Annotated in this window: 16 protein-coding genes; 6 read left to right on the top strand and 10 right to left on the bottom strand. The window is 71.5% G+C overall.

What is annotated here, in order from left to right:
- The first annotated feature begins 26 nt into the window (after positions 1-26).
- A complete protein-coding gene (locus ACZ7L6_RS01085) occupies positions 27-374 on the top strand; it encodes a VOC family protein (protein WP_471919830.1) in 348 nt (115 codons plus the stop codon).
- A gap of 31 nt (positions 375-405) precedes the next feature.
- Here the strand turns inward: ACZ7L6_RS01085 and ACZ7L6_RS01080 are convergent, their stop codons facing one another.
- Positions 406-1,305, bottom strand: a complete 900-nt coding sequence (locus ACZ7L6_RS01080) for an arginase family protein (RefSeq protein ID WP_471919829.1) — start codon at positions 1,303-1,305, stop codon at positions 406-408.
- A gap of 80 nt (positions 1,306-1,385) precedes the next feature.
- Here ACZ7L6_RS01080 and ACZ7L6_RS01075 point away from each other — a divergent pair, with 80 nt between their 5' ends.
- On the top strand, positions 1,386-1,733 hold the full coding sequence (locus tag ACZ7L6_RS01075) for a DUF6204 family protein (protein WP_471919828.1): 348 nt from the start codon (positions 1,386-1,388) through the stop codon (positions 1,731-1,733).
- Here the strand turns inward: ACZ7L6_RS01075 and ACZ7L6_RS01070 are convergent.
- The 9 genes from ACZ7L6_RS01070 to ACZ7L6_RS01030 all read right to left on the bottom strand — a co-directional run bounded on the left by ACZ7L6_RS01070 (position 1,705) and on the right by ACZ7L6_RS01030 (position 10,790).
- Positions 1,705-2,259: a GNAT family N-acetyltransferase gene (locus ACZ7L6_RS01070; protein WP_471919827.1), complete on the bottom strand. Its 555-nt coding sequence runs from the start codon at positions 2,257-2,259 to the stop codon at positions 1,705-1,707. The two genes, ACZ7L6_RS01075 and ACZ7L6_RS01070, sit on opposite strands and share 29 nt — an antisense overlap.
- A gap of 19 nt (positions 2,260-2,278) precedes the next feature.
- Positions 2,279-2,533 carry a LapA family protein gene (locus ACZ7L6_RS01065; RefSeq protein ID WP_471919826.1) on the bottom strand — a complete coding sequence of 85 codons (255 nt, stop codon included), beginning with the start codon at positions 2,531-2,533 and terminating at the stop codon, positions 2,279-2,281.
- A gap of 57 nt (positions 2,534-2,590) precedes the next feature.
- Complete coding sequence (locus ACZ7L6_RS01060; RefSeq protein WP_471919825.1) at positions 2,591-4,348, bottom strand: CocE/NonD family hydrolase; 1,758 nt, start codon at positions 4,346-4,348, stop codon at positions 2,591-2,593.
- Positions 4,349-4,570: 222 nt separating this feature from the next.
- Positions 4,571-5,506: a S66 peptidase family protein gene (locus tag ACZ7L6_RS01055; RefSeq protein ID WP_471919824.1), complete on the bottom strand. Its 936-nt coding sequence runs from the start codon at positions 5,504-5,506 to the stop codon at positions 4,571-4,573.
- Positions 5,503-7,455 (bottom strand): LpqB family beta-propeller domain-containing protein, encoded by a 1,953-nt coding sequence (locus ACZ7L6_RS01050; RefSeq protein ID WP_471919823.1) that lies wholly within the window; start codon positions 7,453-7,455, stop codon positions 5,503-5,505. The genes ACZ7L6_RS01055 and ACZ7L6_RS01050 overlap by 4 nt, the downstream gene beginning before the upstream one ends.
- A gap of 17 nt (positions 7,456-7,472) precedes the next feature.
- Positions 7,473-8,777: a M20/M25/M40 family metallo-hydrolase gene (locus ACZ7L6_RS01045; protein WP_471919822.1), complete on the bottom strand. Its 1,305-nt coding sequence runs from the start codon at positions 8,775-8,777 to the stop codon at positions 7,473-7,475.
- Positions 8,770-9,603 carry a M55 family metallopeptidase gene (locus ACZ7L6_RS01040; protein ID WP_471919821.1) on the bottom strand — a complete coding sequence of 278 codons (834 nt, stop codon included), beginning with the start codon at positions 9,601-9,603 and terminating at the stop codon, positions 8,770-8,772. Before ACZ7L6_RS01040 ends, ACZ7L6_RS01045 begins: the two co-directional genes overlap by 8 nt.
- A 194-nt stretch (positions 9,604-9,797) precedes the next feature.
- Entirely contained in the window at positions 9,798-10,220 is a 423-nt protein-coding gene (locus ACZ7L6_RS01035) for a hypothetical protein (protein WP_471919820.1), read from the bottom strand.
- Positions 10,221-10,250: 30 nt separating this feature from the next.
- The gene (locus tag ACZ7L6_RS01030; protein ID WP_471919819.1) at positions 10,251-10,790 is read right to left on the bottom strand and encodes a DUF2231 domain-containing protein; all 540 of its coding nucleotides are present in this window, start codon (positions 10,788-10,790) and stop codon (positions 10,251-10,253) included.
- A gap of 117 nt (positions 10,791-10,907) precedes the next feature.
- On the opposite strand from ACZ7L6_RS01030, the gene ACZ7L6_RS01025 reads away from it, so the two are divergent.
- The 4 genes from ACZ7L6_RS01025 to ACZ7L6_RS01010 all read left to right on the top strand — a co-directional run bounded on the left by ACZ7L6_RS01025 (position 10,908) and on the right by ACZ7L6_RS01010 (position 13,684).
- Entirely contained in the window at positions 10,908-11,657 is a 750-nt protein-coding gene (locus ACZ7L6_RS01025) for a helix-turn-helix transcriptional regulator (protein ID WP_471919818.1), read from the top strand.
- Between the two features lie 241 nt (positions 11,658-11,898).
- Positions 11,899-12,252, top strand: coding sequence for a hypothetical protein (locus ACZ7L6_RS01020; protein WP_471919817.1), 354 nt, complete (start codon positions 11,899-11,901; stop codon positions 12,250-12,252).
- A 143-nt stretch (positions 12,253-12,395) separates the two neighbouring features.
- Positions 12,396-12,953, top strand: coding sequence for an RNA polymerase sigma factor (locus tag ACZ7L6_RS01015; protein ID WP_471919816.1), 558 nt, complete (start codon positions 12,396-12,398; stop codon positions 12,951-12,953).
- Entirely contained in the window at positions 12,950-13,684 is a 735-nt protein-coding gene (locus ACZ7L6_RS01010; RefSeq protein ID WP_471919815.1) for a hypothetical protein, read from the top strand. Before ACZ7L6_RS01015 ends, ACZ7L6_RS01010 begins: the two co-directional genes overlap by 4 nt.
- Positions 13,685-13,731 lie beyond the last annotated feature (47 nt).

The raw sequence follows: 13,731 nt of genomic DNA, 5'->3' as shown, positions 1-13,731 counted from the left end.
GGCCGCTCCCAACTAGGCTCGTTCGTATGGAGATTCTGGGAGCCACGCTGCGCGTCTGCGTCGACGACCTGGAGACCGCGGTCCCCTTCTACGAACGCCTCGCGGGCGGCACCGCCCTCCGCTTCGAACGCGGCGGCGTCCAGGTGGCGGCCGTCGGCTGCTTCCTGCTGATGAGCGGGCCTGAGGCCGAGCTGGAGGTGCTGCGCAAGGTCGCCGCGACGATCGCCGTGAAGGACGTCGAGGAGGCCCACCAGGTGCTCAGCGAGCTGGGCGCGCACATCGTCGCGGGTCCGGTGCCGACGCCCGTGGGGCGCAATCTGATCGCGATGCATCCGGACGGGGCGATCTACGAGTACGTGGACCGTCAGGCGTGACGAGTCAGGTGTGACCAGTCAGGTGTGACGGTCAGGCCTGATCGAGGGCCGCCACGAGGATGTCCGTGAGCAGCGCCCCCGCCGTGCCCTCCGGGTCCAGGTCGGGGTCGTAGATCGTGGCGTTGATCCCCACACAGCGCCCCGAGCCGAGCAACGGCCGCAGCAGTGCCACGAGTTCATCGGGGGTGAGCCCCTCCGGGTCGGGGCTGTCGACGGCAGGCATGACGGACGGGTCGAGGACGTCGGCGTCCAAGTGCACCCAATAACCATCCAATTCCGGGATTTCGAAGGCCTGCCGGGTGACCGACGCGAGCGCCTCGGCGCCCCATTCCCGGACGTCGCCGACGGTCACGACGGGAATCTTCAGGTCGGCGAGCTCGGCCCGCGCCTCCTCGAAGTAGTCGCGGATCCCGAAGTACCGCACGTCCTCGTCGCGCAGGTAGGGCTTCAGGCCCTCCAGGTTCGTCAGGTCCTCCTGCCCGCGCCCGGTGGCCAGGGCGACCTCCTCGCCGCCCGCCGCGCCGATCCGGTCGGAGTTGCCGGGGTGCCGGAAGTCGGGCGAGGCGTCCAGGACGGCCAGCCCGTAGCGGCCGATGCGGCGCAGCGCGAGGGCGGCGCCGAGGTTGACGGAGCAGTCGCCGCCGAGCACGACCGGGAAGTCCCCGGCCCGCACATGATGCTTGATGCGGTCGGCCAGCTTGCGCGTGTACGCGGCGATCGCGGCCGCGTTGAAGACGCCGTCGCCTTCCTGCCAGTCCCCGCGGTCGTACCGCGGCGGCACCACCACTCCGCCCTCCAGCGCCCGCAAGCGCTGGACGATCCGCTGTTCCCTCAGGGCACCGGCGAGCTTGTAGCAGCCGGGCACGGTGCCGGGGGCGGGCGGGCGCAGGCCCAGGTTGGAGGGGGCGTCGAGCACGACGAAATTCCGCATGCGGTTCATCCTCGCCGACGTAGAGTCGGCCCTCAATGCCCTTGAGTGAACGCCGATGCACAGGAGCGGGTGGACGGACCATGAGCGAGCAGCACACGTACCGGGTGATCGTCCGGGGCACCTGGGACGCCCTCACCGACGAGGCACGGGCGCGGCTGCTCGCCGAGGCGCCCGAGCACGGTCTGACCAGCATGCGGTTCTCCGAGGAGGGGTCGCTCTCCTATGAGCCGTCGCCGCTGAAGCACTTCTCGATGCGCTATGTGGTGGTCTCGGACGCGGCGGACGGCGAGGAGATGGCCGGCGCGATCGCCGAGGACCGCGCCGAGACCGCGCTCCGTGAGCTGGGCTACGGCTTCCGGGACCTGAAGTCGACGGTCACCGACCTCGACACGATGAAGATCAACCGGAAGTCCGCATCTCGGCGGTGATGGCCCACCGCTCGTGGTCGCGCCAGGCCCCGTCGATGAAGAGCATGCGCGGCGAGAAGCCCTCCAGCCGGAAGCCGCAGGCCCGGGCCAGGGCGATCGAGGCGGTGTTGGCGGGCTGGACGTTGATCTCCAGGCGGTGCAGCCGCATCCGGCCGAAGGCACGGCCGATCACCAGGTCGAGGCCCTCCCGCATCAGGCCCCGCCCGGCCGCGTGGGCGAAGGCACCGTATCCCAGTGCCCCGCTCTGGAAGGCGCCCTCGACGATGTTGTTGATGTTGATGAACCCGGCGATGCCCCCGTCGTCGTCCTTCGCGCAGACCAGGAAGCCCGCCTTGCTCGGATCCTCGATCAGCCGCCCGGCGTACGCGGCGTACGCCGCGGGGCTGTCCGGCGGGAAGAGCCACGGGTGGTGCAGTTCCTTGCTCTCCCGGGCCCGCGCGGTGAACTCGGCGCCGTCCTCGTAGGTGAAGTGGCGTATGCCCACGCGGGGGCCTTCGGCGAGGTAGCGGGACGCGAGGTGGGGCATTGCGCCAGCCTACGACCCGCTAGCGGCGCCGGCTCATGAACAACGCCCCGCACAGCGCGCCGATGACGCCCATGCCGAGCAGGGCCACCCAGAGCGGCATCGTCACCTCGGGGACGATCAGCCGGATCTCGGTGTCGTCGGTGTTCTCGAAGATGAAGACCAGGGCGAGGGCGACGAGCACCAGCATGGTGATCCTCTTCGGGGTCAGCATCTCGCTGAAGCCGCGCCGCTTCCCGCCGACCTTCACGCCACCCTTCGTCGCCTTCGCGGTCATACGACCAGGATGCTCCCGAAGGAGGGATCACGCACGGTGAGCAGCCATCGGACCGGCTCAGCCGATCACCGGCAGCTGGAGCACCCCCGTGTCCCGGGGCGTGCTGACCACGGTCACCGGCTTGATCCCCCGGTTCCCGAAGTACGCGTCGTCACTGGCCGCGATCACGAAGCGCAGCCGGTGTCCCTTCTCGTACCGGTGCACGGTCCCCGGCAGGGTCACGGTGAAGCTCTTCGTGACGTCGGGCACCCGCACCGGCGCGACGAGCCGGCGCACCAGCGTCTGCGTGCCGTCGGGTGCGACGTCGTACAGCTTGGCGAACAGGACCAGCTTGTCGGCGGCGTCCCCGGAATGCTGGGTCCGCTCGGCCTTCGGGGAGACGACCTTCAGCGTGGCCCGGGGCGCCCCGACCACGTCGGTGGTGCGGGCGAGCGGCTCGCTGGTCCAGGCGAGGTAGGTGCCCTTGGTGTCGTACGGCGGCCGGTCCTGGATGCCGAGGAGCCCGGCGAGCGAGGTCTCCGAGTGGCTCGTGGGGACGAGCCAGTTGGTGTACGTACGGCTGCCGCGCGCCACCTTGGCGCGGTTGTCGACGAGCTTGCCGTCGCCGGAGAGGTAGAGCGTGCGGCTGAGTGCGGGGACGCGGTCGGCAGTGGCGTAGGTGCGGGTCGGGTCGGTGATCCAGTCGCGGTAGTAGGCGAAGGCCGGTCCGGTGTCGACGCTCTTCTTGCCCAGGTAGCGGTCGAACCAGGCGAGGATGCGGCGGCCGACGTAGCTGCTCTCCAAGTTGCCCTGGGTGAGGTTGAGTTCGCCGCTCGCCGGGTCGGTGAGGCCGCCGCTGTGGCCCCAGGACTGCCAGATCATCTTGGTCGGTGTGCCCTGTGCCTTGAGCGTCTTGTACGTCGCGGTCGCCTCGTTGAGGTTGAAGAGGCTGTCGGCCTGGCCCTGGACGAGGAGGGTGGGTGCCTTGACGCGGTTCAGGTACGACACCGGGGAGACGCTGTGCGCGTAGGAGAGCAGCTCGGCCGTCTCCTTCGCCGGGTAGCGGCCGGAGTTGAGGGTGCGGACGGTGTCGCAGGCTTTGGTGACGAAGTGCAGACAGGCGAGGTTGTTGATGCGGGAGGGGTCGAGGTCGGGTTCCAGCAGGGGCTGGCCCTCGCCGATGAGGTAGAAGCCGTTGGCCCACTGCCATTTGAAGGCGCCGGGAACGCTGCCGCTGCCGGCGGCGCTGTTCGGGTCGAGGGAGTAGGCGAGGTTGTTCCAGGTGATCATCGGCACCAGCGCGTCGACGCGCCGGTCGACGGCCGCCGTAGCCAACTGGACCGCCCCGCCGTAGGAGCCGCCCACCATGCCGACGCGCGGGTCGCCGGCGGCGTCGAGGGTGACGAAGTCGGCTGTCGTGCCGTCGTCGGCGGCCCGCTTGCCGCCGAGGAAGTCGATCAGTTGCGAGGCGGCGGCGCCGTCGATGGCCGGGTCGTCGAGCGAGATCAGGCAGCCGGACCTGCCGAAGCCGAGCCCGGAGTAGACGAGGGAGACGTATCCACGCTCGGCGAAGGCCTTGCCGGCGGCGTCGGTCGAGCCGTCCGACTTGCTGCCGCCGAAGCCGTTGGTGGTGAGGACGGCGGGTGCGGGGTGGGCGCGGTCCACGCCCGCGGGCCGGTACAGGTCGGCGTCGACGGTACAGGTGCGTCCGCCCGCGTGGACGGTGAACTTCAGGGCGGTGACGGTGTACTGGCCGGTCGCGGCGGCAGGAGCGGTGAGCGCGAGGGGTGCGGTGAGCGTGGCGCCGAGGACGAGAGCCAGTGCCCCGGCAGGCAACGTTCGCCGCGACGGGGCGGACGTTGCCTGTCGGGGCACTGGGGCGGCAGACCCTGGGGTTCTGGGCACACGACGGGACACGAAGACCTCCACACTGAGGCACGCTGAGGACAGCCCGGCATACCGACCAGTAAGTACCGGCCGGTTGTCATGGTGTGACACGTGTCAGACCGGGTCAATCACCGAGACGGAGGTTTCTTGACGGAAATTCAGTGAACGGGATCAGTCGAGGGCCGGCTCGTCGAGGGTCAAGGTCCCTGCGTCTGCGTCGAGTTCGGCGCCCACCCCGAAGGGAATCGTCAACGCCTCTTCACCGTGCCCGAACCCGAACTCCTCCACAACGGGCACACGGAGGCCACCCAACCGGTCGAGGAACAGCGCGCGCACCCGCTCGTACGGCTCGCACTCCTGCCACGACCCGAGCAGCACGCCCCGCACTCCGTCGAGGAATCCGGCGCGCAGGAGTTGGGTGAGGTAGCGGTCGAGCCGGTACGTCTCCTCGCCGACGTCCTCCAGGCACAGCAGGCCGCCGCGGGCGGAGGTCCGGGCGTGCGGGGTGCCCGCCTCGGCGGCGAGCAGGCTGAGACAGCCGCCGAGGGTGACGCCCCGCGCCCGGCCGGGGAACAGGGCTGAGCCGGTGGAGGTGATCGTGCGCACCGATTCCGGCTCGAACAGCGTGGCCTTCAGGTGCTCCTGTGCCCGCGCGTTCTTGATGAAGTCGATGCCCGCCGCCATCGGCCCGTGGAGGGTGACCAGGCCCAGCCGGGTGGCGAACGCCTCGTGCAGTGCGGTGATGTCGCTGAACCCGAGGAACACCTTCGGTCCGGCCGCGCGCATCGCGTCCCAGTCGAGGAGGTCGACCATGCGCTGTGCCCCGTAACCGCCCCGGGCGCACAGCACGGCGTCGACGGAACGGTCGCACCAGGCGCCCTGGAGATCGGCGGCCCGGTCGGCGTCCGTGCCCGCCAGGTACTCCAACTCGCCGTGCCGGTCCAGCACATGGGGTGCCACCACCGGGTCCAGGTCCCAGCCGCGCAGCAGGTCGAGCCCCGCCTGCAGCCGCTCCTCGGGCACGGGTCCACTGGGTGCGACGACGGCCACGCGGGCGCCGGGGGCGAGTCGGGACGGCCGCACCAGTGGCCGTACGGGATCGTTCACTTGGCGAGCTCCAGTGTCGGGATCGAGGGCGGGTTCAGCCCGAAGACCTGGGCGTACAGCGAGAGTTCGGACTCCAGGACCCGGATCATCGTCTCCGCCCGCCGGAAGCCGTGGCCCTCCCCCTCGAAGGCGATGTAGGCGTGCGGCACCCGGCGTCCAGCCATGGCGGCCAGGAACCGCTCGCACTGGGCGGGCGGGCAGATCACGTCGTCCAGGCCCTGCAGCAGCAGGAAGGGCGCGGTGATGCGGTCGGCGTGCGCGGCGGGCGAGCGCTCCGCGTACCGTCCGGGCACCTCGGCGAGCGGCCCGACGAGACTCTCCAGGTACTGGGACTCGAAGTCGTGAGTCTCGCCCGCGCCCCAGCCGGCCAGGTCGAGGATCGGGTAGAGGATCGTGCCGCAGGCGTAGACGTCGGTCGCGGCGAGCGAAGCGGCCGCGGTCCAGCCGCCCGCGCTGCCGCCGCGGATGGCGAGCCGGTCGCGGTCCGCGGTGCCCTCGTCGGCGAGGGCGAGGGCGACGGCCGCGCAGTCCTCGACGTCGACCACGCCCCACTGCTCACGCAGCCGGTTGCGGTACTCCCTGCCGTACCCGGTGGAGCCGCCGTAGTCGACCTCGGCGATGCCGATGCCGCGCGAGGTGAAGTAGGCGATGGCCAGGTCGAGCACGAGGGGCGCCCGGTCGGTGGGGCCCCCGTGTGCCCAGATGACGTACGGGGGTGGTGTGCCGTCGGGGGCCGTGCAGTCGGGGTTGTGGGGCGGGTAGATGTGCGCGTGGATGTCCTGTCCGCCGGGGCCGGTGAAGGTGCGGATCTGGGGCTCGGGGTAGTAGGCGGGGTCCACCGCGTCGTCGTGCGCGGCGCCGATGACGCGGGCGTGACCGGTGCGCTCGTCCAGCTCGATGACCTCGTGGGCGCTGCGCGGGCTGGCGCCGACGGCGATCACCCGCTCGCCGTGCACCGCGAGCGTGGGCGCGAACTCGGTCCAGGGGCCCGCCACGTCGACGAGCTCGCCGGATTCGGGATCCAGTATCCCTAGGACCGTCGACCCGCGACCGTGCACGACGGCGATCAACCCGCTCTCCAGCGGGGCGAACCAGCGCAGGCCGAGCTTCCACAGCGGTCCGCCGAACTCCTCCTCACGCGGGCAGAGGGGTTCGCCGTCACGGTAGAGGTTCCACCAGCCGCTACGGTCGGCTGTGTACAGCAGACGGTTGTCCGTCGACCAGTCGACCTGGGCGATCGACTCCTGCGGCCCACCGGCGACGGTGTGCGGCCGGCCGAGCGTGCCGTCCGCGCCGACCTCGGCGACCAGCAGCTCCGTCCCGTCCCACGGCATCCGCGGATGGTCCCAGGCGAGCCACGCGGCCCGCCGCCCGTCCGGCGAGATCCGCGCTCCGGTGACGAACCGGTACCGGTCGTCGGTGAGTTCGCGTACGGCGTCCCGCTCCTCGGCCGCCGAGCCGTCCAGCGGTACGGCGGCCAGGACACGCCGCACATCGGTGGGTCCGTCTCCCGTGAACTCCTCCAGCACGCACCACACTTCACCGAGGTCGAGCCGCACCTGCGGCTCCACCCAGCGCAGTCCGCCACCAACCGGGGACCGGGGTGTGAGCGGACGCGGCTCGCCGCCCTCCTCGTACCGGTAGAGCCGCTGGTCGGCGAAGTCGACGAAGACGACGAAGGGCCGCCCGTCGACCATCGCCCCGGCCCACGGCTGCCCGCCGTACTCGACGACCCGGCTGCGCACGTTCCACGGAGCGGGCAGCACCGACTCCTCCCGGCCGTCGGCCCGCCGCCGCACCAGCGTGCGCCGCCCGCCCTCCGTGGGCCGCGGCTCGATCCACCACGCCTCGTCGCCGACGAAACCCACGTACTCGGGCCGCCCGTCGTGCGCCGCGGCGAGGGCCGCGTCGATGGGCGAGGGCCAGGAACCGTACGCCAGCGTCCGCACTGTCTCCCTCAACTCCCCTAGGCCGCGCGCAGGAAACGGTCGAGGACCCGGACGCCGAAGTGCAGCGCCTCGACGGGCACGCGCTCGTCGACGCCGTGGAACATGGCCCCGTAGTCGTAGCCCTCCGGCAGCTTCAGCGGGGAGAAGCCGTAGCCGGTGATGCCGAGCCGTGAGAACTGCTTGGCGTCCGTGCCGCCGGGCATGCAGTACGGCACCACGTGCCCCTCGGGGGCGAACTCCTCGACGGCGGCGCGCATCCGGGCGTACGTCGGTGAGTCGACCGGCGACTGGAGGGCCACCTCGTGGTGGTGGAACTCCCACTCCACGTCGGGTCCGGTGAGCTCCTCGATGGTCGCGCGGAACTCGTCCTCGACGCCGGGGAGATACCGGCCGTCGACATAGGCCACGGCCTCCCCCGGGATCACGTTGACCTTGTAACCCGCCTCAAGCATGGTCGGGTTGGCGCTGTTGCGGACGGTCGCCTCGACGAGCTTGGCCGCCGGCCCGAGCTTCTCCAGCAGGCCGTCCACGTCGTCCAGGCCGGCGTCGAGGCCGTAGAGCGTCGCGAGTTCGGTGAGGGCGGCGCGGACGGTCGGGGTCAGCCGCAGCGGCCACTCGTGGGCGCCGATCCGGGTGACGGCCGTGGCGAGGCGGGTCACCGCGTTCTCCCGGTTGGGCCGGGAGCCGTGCGCGGCCCTCCCGCGCGCCGTGAGCTTGAGCCAGCCGGTGCCGCGCTCCCCCGCCGCGATCGGGTAGATCTGCCGCCCGCTGCCGTCGTGGAAGGTGAACGCGCCGGACTCGCTGATGCCCTCCGTACAGCCCTCGAACAGCTCGGCATGCCGGTCGGCGAGGAACCCGGAGCCGTCCTCGGCACTCGCCTCCTCGTCGGCGGTGAACGCGATCACGACATCGCGCCGGGGCCGTACGCCCTGCCGGGCCCAGGCCCGCACGACGGCGAGGATCATCGCGTCCATGTTCTTCATGTCGACCGCGCCCCGGCCCCACACGACCCCGTCGCGGATCTCCCCGGAGAACGGGTGCACGCTCCATTCGGCGGCCTGCGCGGGCACGACGTCCAGATGACCGTGGACGAGCAGCGCCTCCGCCGACGGATCGGTGCCCTCGAAGCGGGCGACGACGTTCGTACGGCCCCTGGTGCGCTCCAGCAGGGTGGGCTCCAGGCCCGCCTCCGCCAGCCGTGCGGCCGCGTACTCGGCGGCGGGGCGCTCCTGGCAGTCGCCGCCGCCGCGATTGGTCGTGTCGATGCGGATGAGGTCGGACGTGAAGGTCACGACCTCGTCCAGTGCCTGCCCGTCAGCCATACTGCTCCTCCACCGCGGCCGAGACGATCGTGGTGACCGCCTTGAAGGTACGGATCCCCTCGTACATCGTCTCGCTGGTGTACGCCACCTTGCGCTCACCGATCCGGCCGACACCGGGGACGACGGTGGCGGCCAGGGCGAGGTGCTCGGCGTCGAACTCGAGTGCGATGGTGAACGGGCCGCCGCGGACCGGCTCGTGCCGGACCGCCAGCGTCGCCGCCTCCTTGGCCGCCGCGCGGATGTCGGCGGCGGTTCTGGCCGGCGTACGGCAGACGGCCGCGTACCGCGAGACATGGTCCTTGACGGCGACCTTCAGCGCACCGGGCGCGTATCCGAGCGCGTCCTCGCAGGCCACGTCGTCGCCGGTGACGAGGACGACGGGCACGCCGTACTCGGCGACGACGTGCGCGTTCAGCAGCCCCTCGCTCGCCCGTACGTCGTTCAGCCAGACGCCGGTGATGGAGTTGGCGAGATAGGTGTGCGCGAGGACGCCCTCCATGCCGGCGCCCGCGTGGTAGCCGACGAAGGCGATGCCGTCCACGTCGCCGTGCTGGACACCCTCGACCATGGACAGCGCCTTGTGCCGGCCGGTGAGCATCTCGGCCCGTTCGTCGAGCTGTTCCAGCAACAGATTGCGCATCGTCCAGTGCGCCTCGTTGATGAGGACCTCGTCGGCGCCGCCGTCGAAGAAGCCCAGCACGGCGGCGTCGACGTCCGAGGTGAACATCCCCCGGCACCGCTCCCACTGAGGTGTCCCCGGCAGCACGTCGGCCGGCCAGGTAACGCCGGTGGCACCCTCCATGTCGGCGCTGATGAGGATCTTCACGCGGGTCCGTCCCCTCGCTGATCAGAGGCTGGTCGTCCTGCCGGTGACAGCAGTGTGCGACAGCGTGCAGCGGTGACGGGGATCTTCATGCTGCTTCACGTTACGCGTCGGCCAGGGAACTTCCTACGGGGCGGGAAGGAGGGTGAGCGCATCTGCGCCCCGCGCACGGCAGCGGACGGCCGGCGAGGGTCCCTCTAGCCGACCTCCAGCGCGGCCAGCAGCACGAGCACCAGGGTCGTGGCGCCCAACAGGCCGTGGGCGAAGACCACGGGAACCGGCAGCTGCCGTTCCGGCGGTGCGGTGGTGTCCTGTGCCGCCGGTGCTGGGGCCCGGTAGACAGGCAGCCAGCGGGCGAAGAGGGTGAAGCCGAGCAGGGCCACTGCGACGAGGACTCCGAAGGACGTCCAGGCCAGGCCGTCCTTGTCGGCGGCGAGGTAGACGATCCAGACGACCAGTCCGGCCGCCGCGAGCAGGAAGTGGCCGAAGACGAGCGGGGCCGGGAAGCGGGCCTGACCGGTCTGCTGCCCGCGCAGGCCGCCGCCCGCGATCCAGCGGGAGAGGAGGACGAAGCCGCCGAGTGCGGTGACCACCCAGGCGACGAGAGCGGCGATCTCCATGTCGGGCTCCAGAGGTTGTGACGAGCCAGGTCAGGTGGGTCCGGTGCGGTACCCCTCTGCCTGCACGGACTCGTCGGCGACGCGCACGCCGTAGCGGTAGGCGAGCTTGCCGCCGAGGTAGCCGGACAGGCCGAGGGCGGCCAGCGCGACGGCGGAGAGCGCCAGCTGACCGGCTCCCACGCCCTGCCCCTCCGGGTAGCCGTCGCTCTGCCGCCAGGCGAAACCGGCCGCGTAGGCGGCGGTGACGGCCAGGTTCAGCGCCATGTGCACCAGAGCCGTACGGAAGGCCGGGGTGCCGGTGGGAATGGCGAACAGGTCGAGGAAGCCGACGCACGCCGCCACCAGGGCGCCGATCACGCCGATGGCGATCAGCCAGGCGGATCCGTGGGCCAGGAAGCCGGGCCGGTCGACGATCCGGGAGGCGATGTCGAAGACCAGGCTCGACACCCAGGCGCCGATCGGGACGGTGACCAGGATCGGATGGAAGGGGTGCCCGTAAGGGCCCGCCAGGGCGCCGCTGACCGGCTGTTTCGCCTGATGCGGATCGCGTAGCTCACTGTGCACCGTCATACGGCACCTCACCTGTGAGTTGTTTCACCAATAATTGTTGGTCTTATTCGTGCCACCGGTCAAGACAGGTGCCGAGTACCCCCGCCGATGGTGGTCCGCCGGAGTTACGGTGAGCGCGTGACGTCCGAACCCCCGGCAGCAGCGTCCACGCCTCCGACCGGCGCCGACGCCATGGCCGCGCTCGCCGTCCTGGGCGACGAGTCGCGGCGCCGGCTGCTGGAGTTCGTACGGCGGGCACGCCGGCCGGTGACCCGTGAGGAGGCGTCCGCCGCGGTCGGCATCTCCCGCAAGCTGGCCGCGTTCCACCTGGACAAGCTGGTGGCGTCGGGGCTGCTGCAGGCCCGCCACGGCGGGCCGAGGCCGCGCCGGGTCGGCCGCGCGCCGAAGGTGTACGAGCCCGCTCCGCACACGCTCGCGCTGAGCCTGCCGCCGCGCCGTCAGGAGCTGCTGGCCTCGCTCCTGGCGCAGGCCATCACCGCCCAGCGGCCCGGCGAGAGCGCCCAGGAGGCGTCCCTGCGCGTCGCCCACGAGCGCGGCGAAGCGCTCGGCGCCGAGGCCCCCGCCGCCGATGTCACCGCGTTCCTGGAGGCCTTCGGCTTCGATCCGGAGGACGGCGGGGACGGGCGGACCGTGCTGCACAACTGCCCCTTCCATCCCGTCGCCGCCCAGGCACCGGAGCTGGTCTGCGGCATGAACCACGCCTTCCTGTGCGGCTACCTGGCCGCCACGGGCGACCGGGACACCACGGCCGTCCTGGCGCCCCACCCCGGCGCCTGCTGCGTCGAACTCCGCGCCGGCCGTCCCGGCACGGAGGGCGGCGAACCGGCCGGGGGCACGGACACGACCTGCGCCCGCGACGCCTCGTAGGGCGCAGGGCCGGAAGGCCTCGCTGCACACCGGACCAGAAGCGTGGGCTCGACCCGCGCCGTCCTCAAATGTGCCACCGCACCCGAACATTTGGGTAAGTGCCCGAATAGGCGGCCATATTTGGGGCGCCGGGTATTGAGGTGTAACGCGGACACGCGAGCAGGACGCAGAGCTGAAGAGGAGCGGATAAACCCCCCGAGTGGCCGCTTCGAAACGACACCTCGTCAGATCGGAATTGCTCGTGAGTCACACGGACCCGGTTTCCGGATATCCCGCCCACAACCAGCCCTCGGACCCGGACCGCTTCGTACGCCGCCAGGCCACCGGGCGGCGCGCGGCGCTGACGGTCTGCACGATCGCCGACACCGCGGCAGGCCTACTGGTTTTGTGGATCCTGCTGTTCCTGCTCGACGCGAACCAGGCGAACGTGTTCGTCACGTTCGTGCAGGGAACGGCGGACTGGCTGGCCTGGTGGTCCCAGGACATTTTCACGATGGACACAGAGGGCCTACGCGTCGTCCTCAATTATGGACTTCCCGCAGTCATGTATTTGCTGATCGGTCACGGAATCGCAGCCCGACTCAACCGGGCCTGACTTCACTGGATCGACCGTGAAACACAGCCCCACCGATTCTCTGAGAAGCGGCCCGGCGCTCATGAAACGTGCCGTACGCTCCGGGGCGTTGGCCGGCCAGTGGGACGCGACCGGCTGTGGGGCGAGGAGAGGTTGCTGCGCACATGGCGGCCGACGAGGTGACGTTGGGCAGTGCGGTGGCCCGGGCCCAGGACGGTGACGAAGCCGCGTTCGCCGCGCTGTACCGGCTGGTCCGGCCGGGCCTGCTCGGCTACCTGCGCGGGATCGCGGGCGAGGACGCCGAGGCCATCGCCGTCGCCACCTGGCAGGAGATCGCCCGCGAGCTGCCACGGTTTCGCGGCGACGGTCATGGATTCCGCGGCTGGACGGCGAGCATCGCCCGACGCCACGCGCTCGATCACCTCCGGAAGCGGGGCACATCGCCCCGCGGAGCGACACCGTCCGCCGAGACCCTCCCGGCCCTCCTCGCCCGTCTGCCCCGCAGCCAGGCCGAGGCGGTCCTGCTGCGCCACGCCTTACACCTCGACGAGCCCGCGGCCGCCAGAGTGATGGGCAGACCCCGCGCCGTCGTACGGATTCTGGCCCGCCGCGGTCTGAAGAGCCTGGCCCGGGAGTCGGGTCCGCGCGAGGTGACACATGAGGTCGCGCGGACGCTGGGAGAACCGAGATGGGCACCGATCGAAACGGAGGCCAACCGTTGAGCGGCGAGGCTCACGAACCCGGAGCCGCCTCGCGCCCGGCAGCACCCCACGCCCACCCCGCGAGCGACCTCGACGACGCGTCCGCCCCGGACAGGACGGCGGAACGGATCGGCGAGGCCCTGCGGGAGCAGGACCTGGACGCCACCGCCGAGCAGGCGGCCGTCGCTGCGTTCCGCAGCGCGCGCACGGCAGGCGAACAGGACCTGCGCACCCGGCGCCGGGACGACTGGCGCCCGAAACCCCCCAAGCGGCGCTGGGCACGCGGCGGAGCCGTCGCCGTCGCCGCGAGTGCGCTGCTGGGCGGCATCGCCTTCGCCTCCATCGGCGTGGTGGACACACCGCGGGCCGGCACCCCTGGCCCCGGCGGTACGGCCACCCATCACAGCACCCGCGGCCCGGCGGCAGCCGCTGACGGCGAACAGCCCACCCCTCCCGCCGAGTCGGGCACGACACCGACCACGCCCTCCCGGCACCCCGACACGGCCAAGAACGTCGAAGCGCACTGCCGCTCCTACGAGAAGATCAAGAGCCGTGGGCACGCCCCGAACGCCACGGCATGGCAGCGCCTCGTCCGGGCCGCGGGCGGGGAAGAGCATGTGGCGGCCTACTGCGCCCGGTTGACCGGTTCGGAACCGGAAGCCGAGGCCGATCCGGAGCCGACCAGGACGAAAAAGACACCGAAAGGCCAGGTCAAGAACAAGTCCTCGAAGGGGCCTTCCAAGCCGGGCTAGGCAACGCCCGAGCCAAGCCACACAAGCGGCGCTCCCGCCGAGCCCCT

The sequence above is a fragment of the Streptomyces sp. NPDC107522 genome (genome assembly GCF_055657525.1).
The sequence above is the reverse complement of the archived record's forward strand: the minus strand, read 5'-3'. Positions and strand labels throughout refer to the sequence as shown.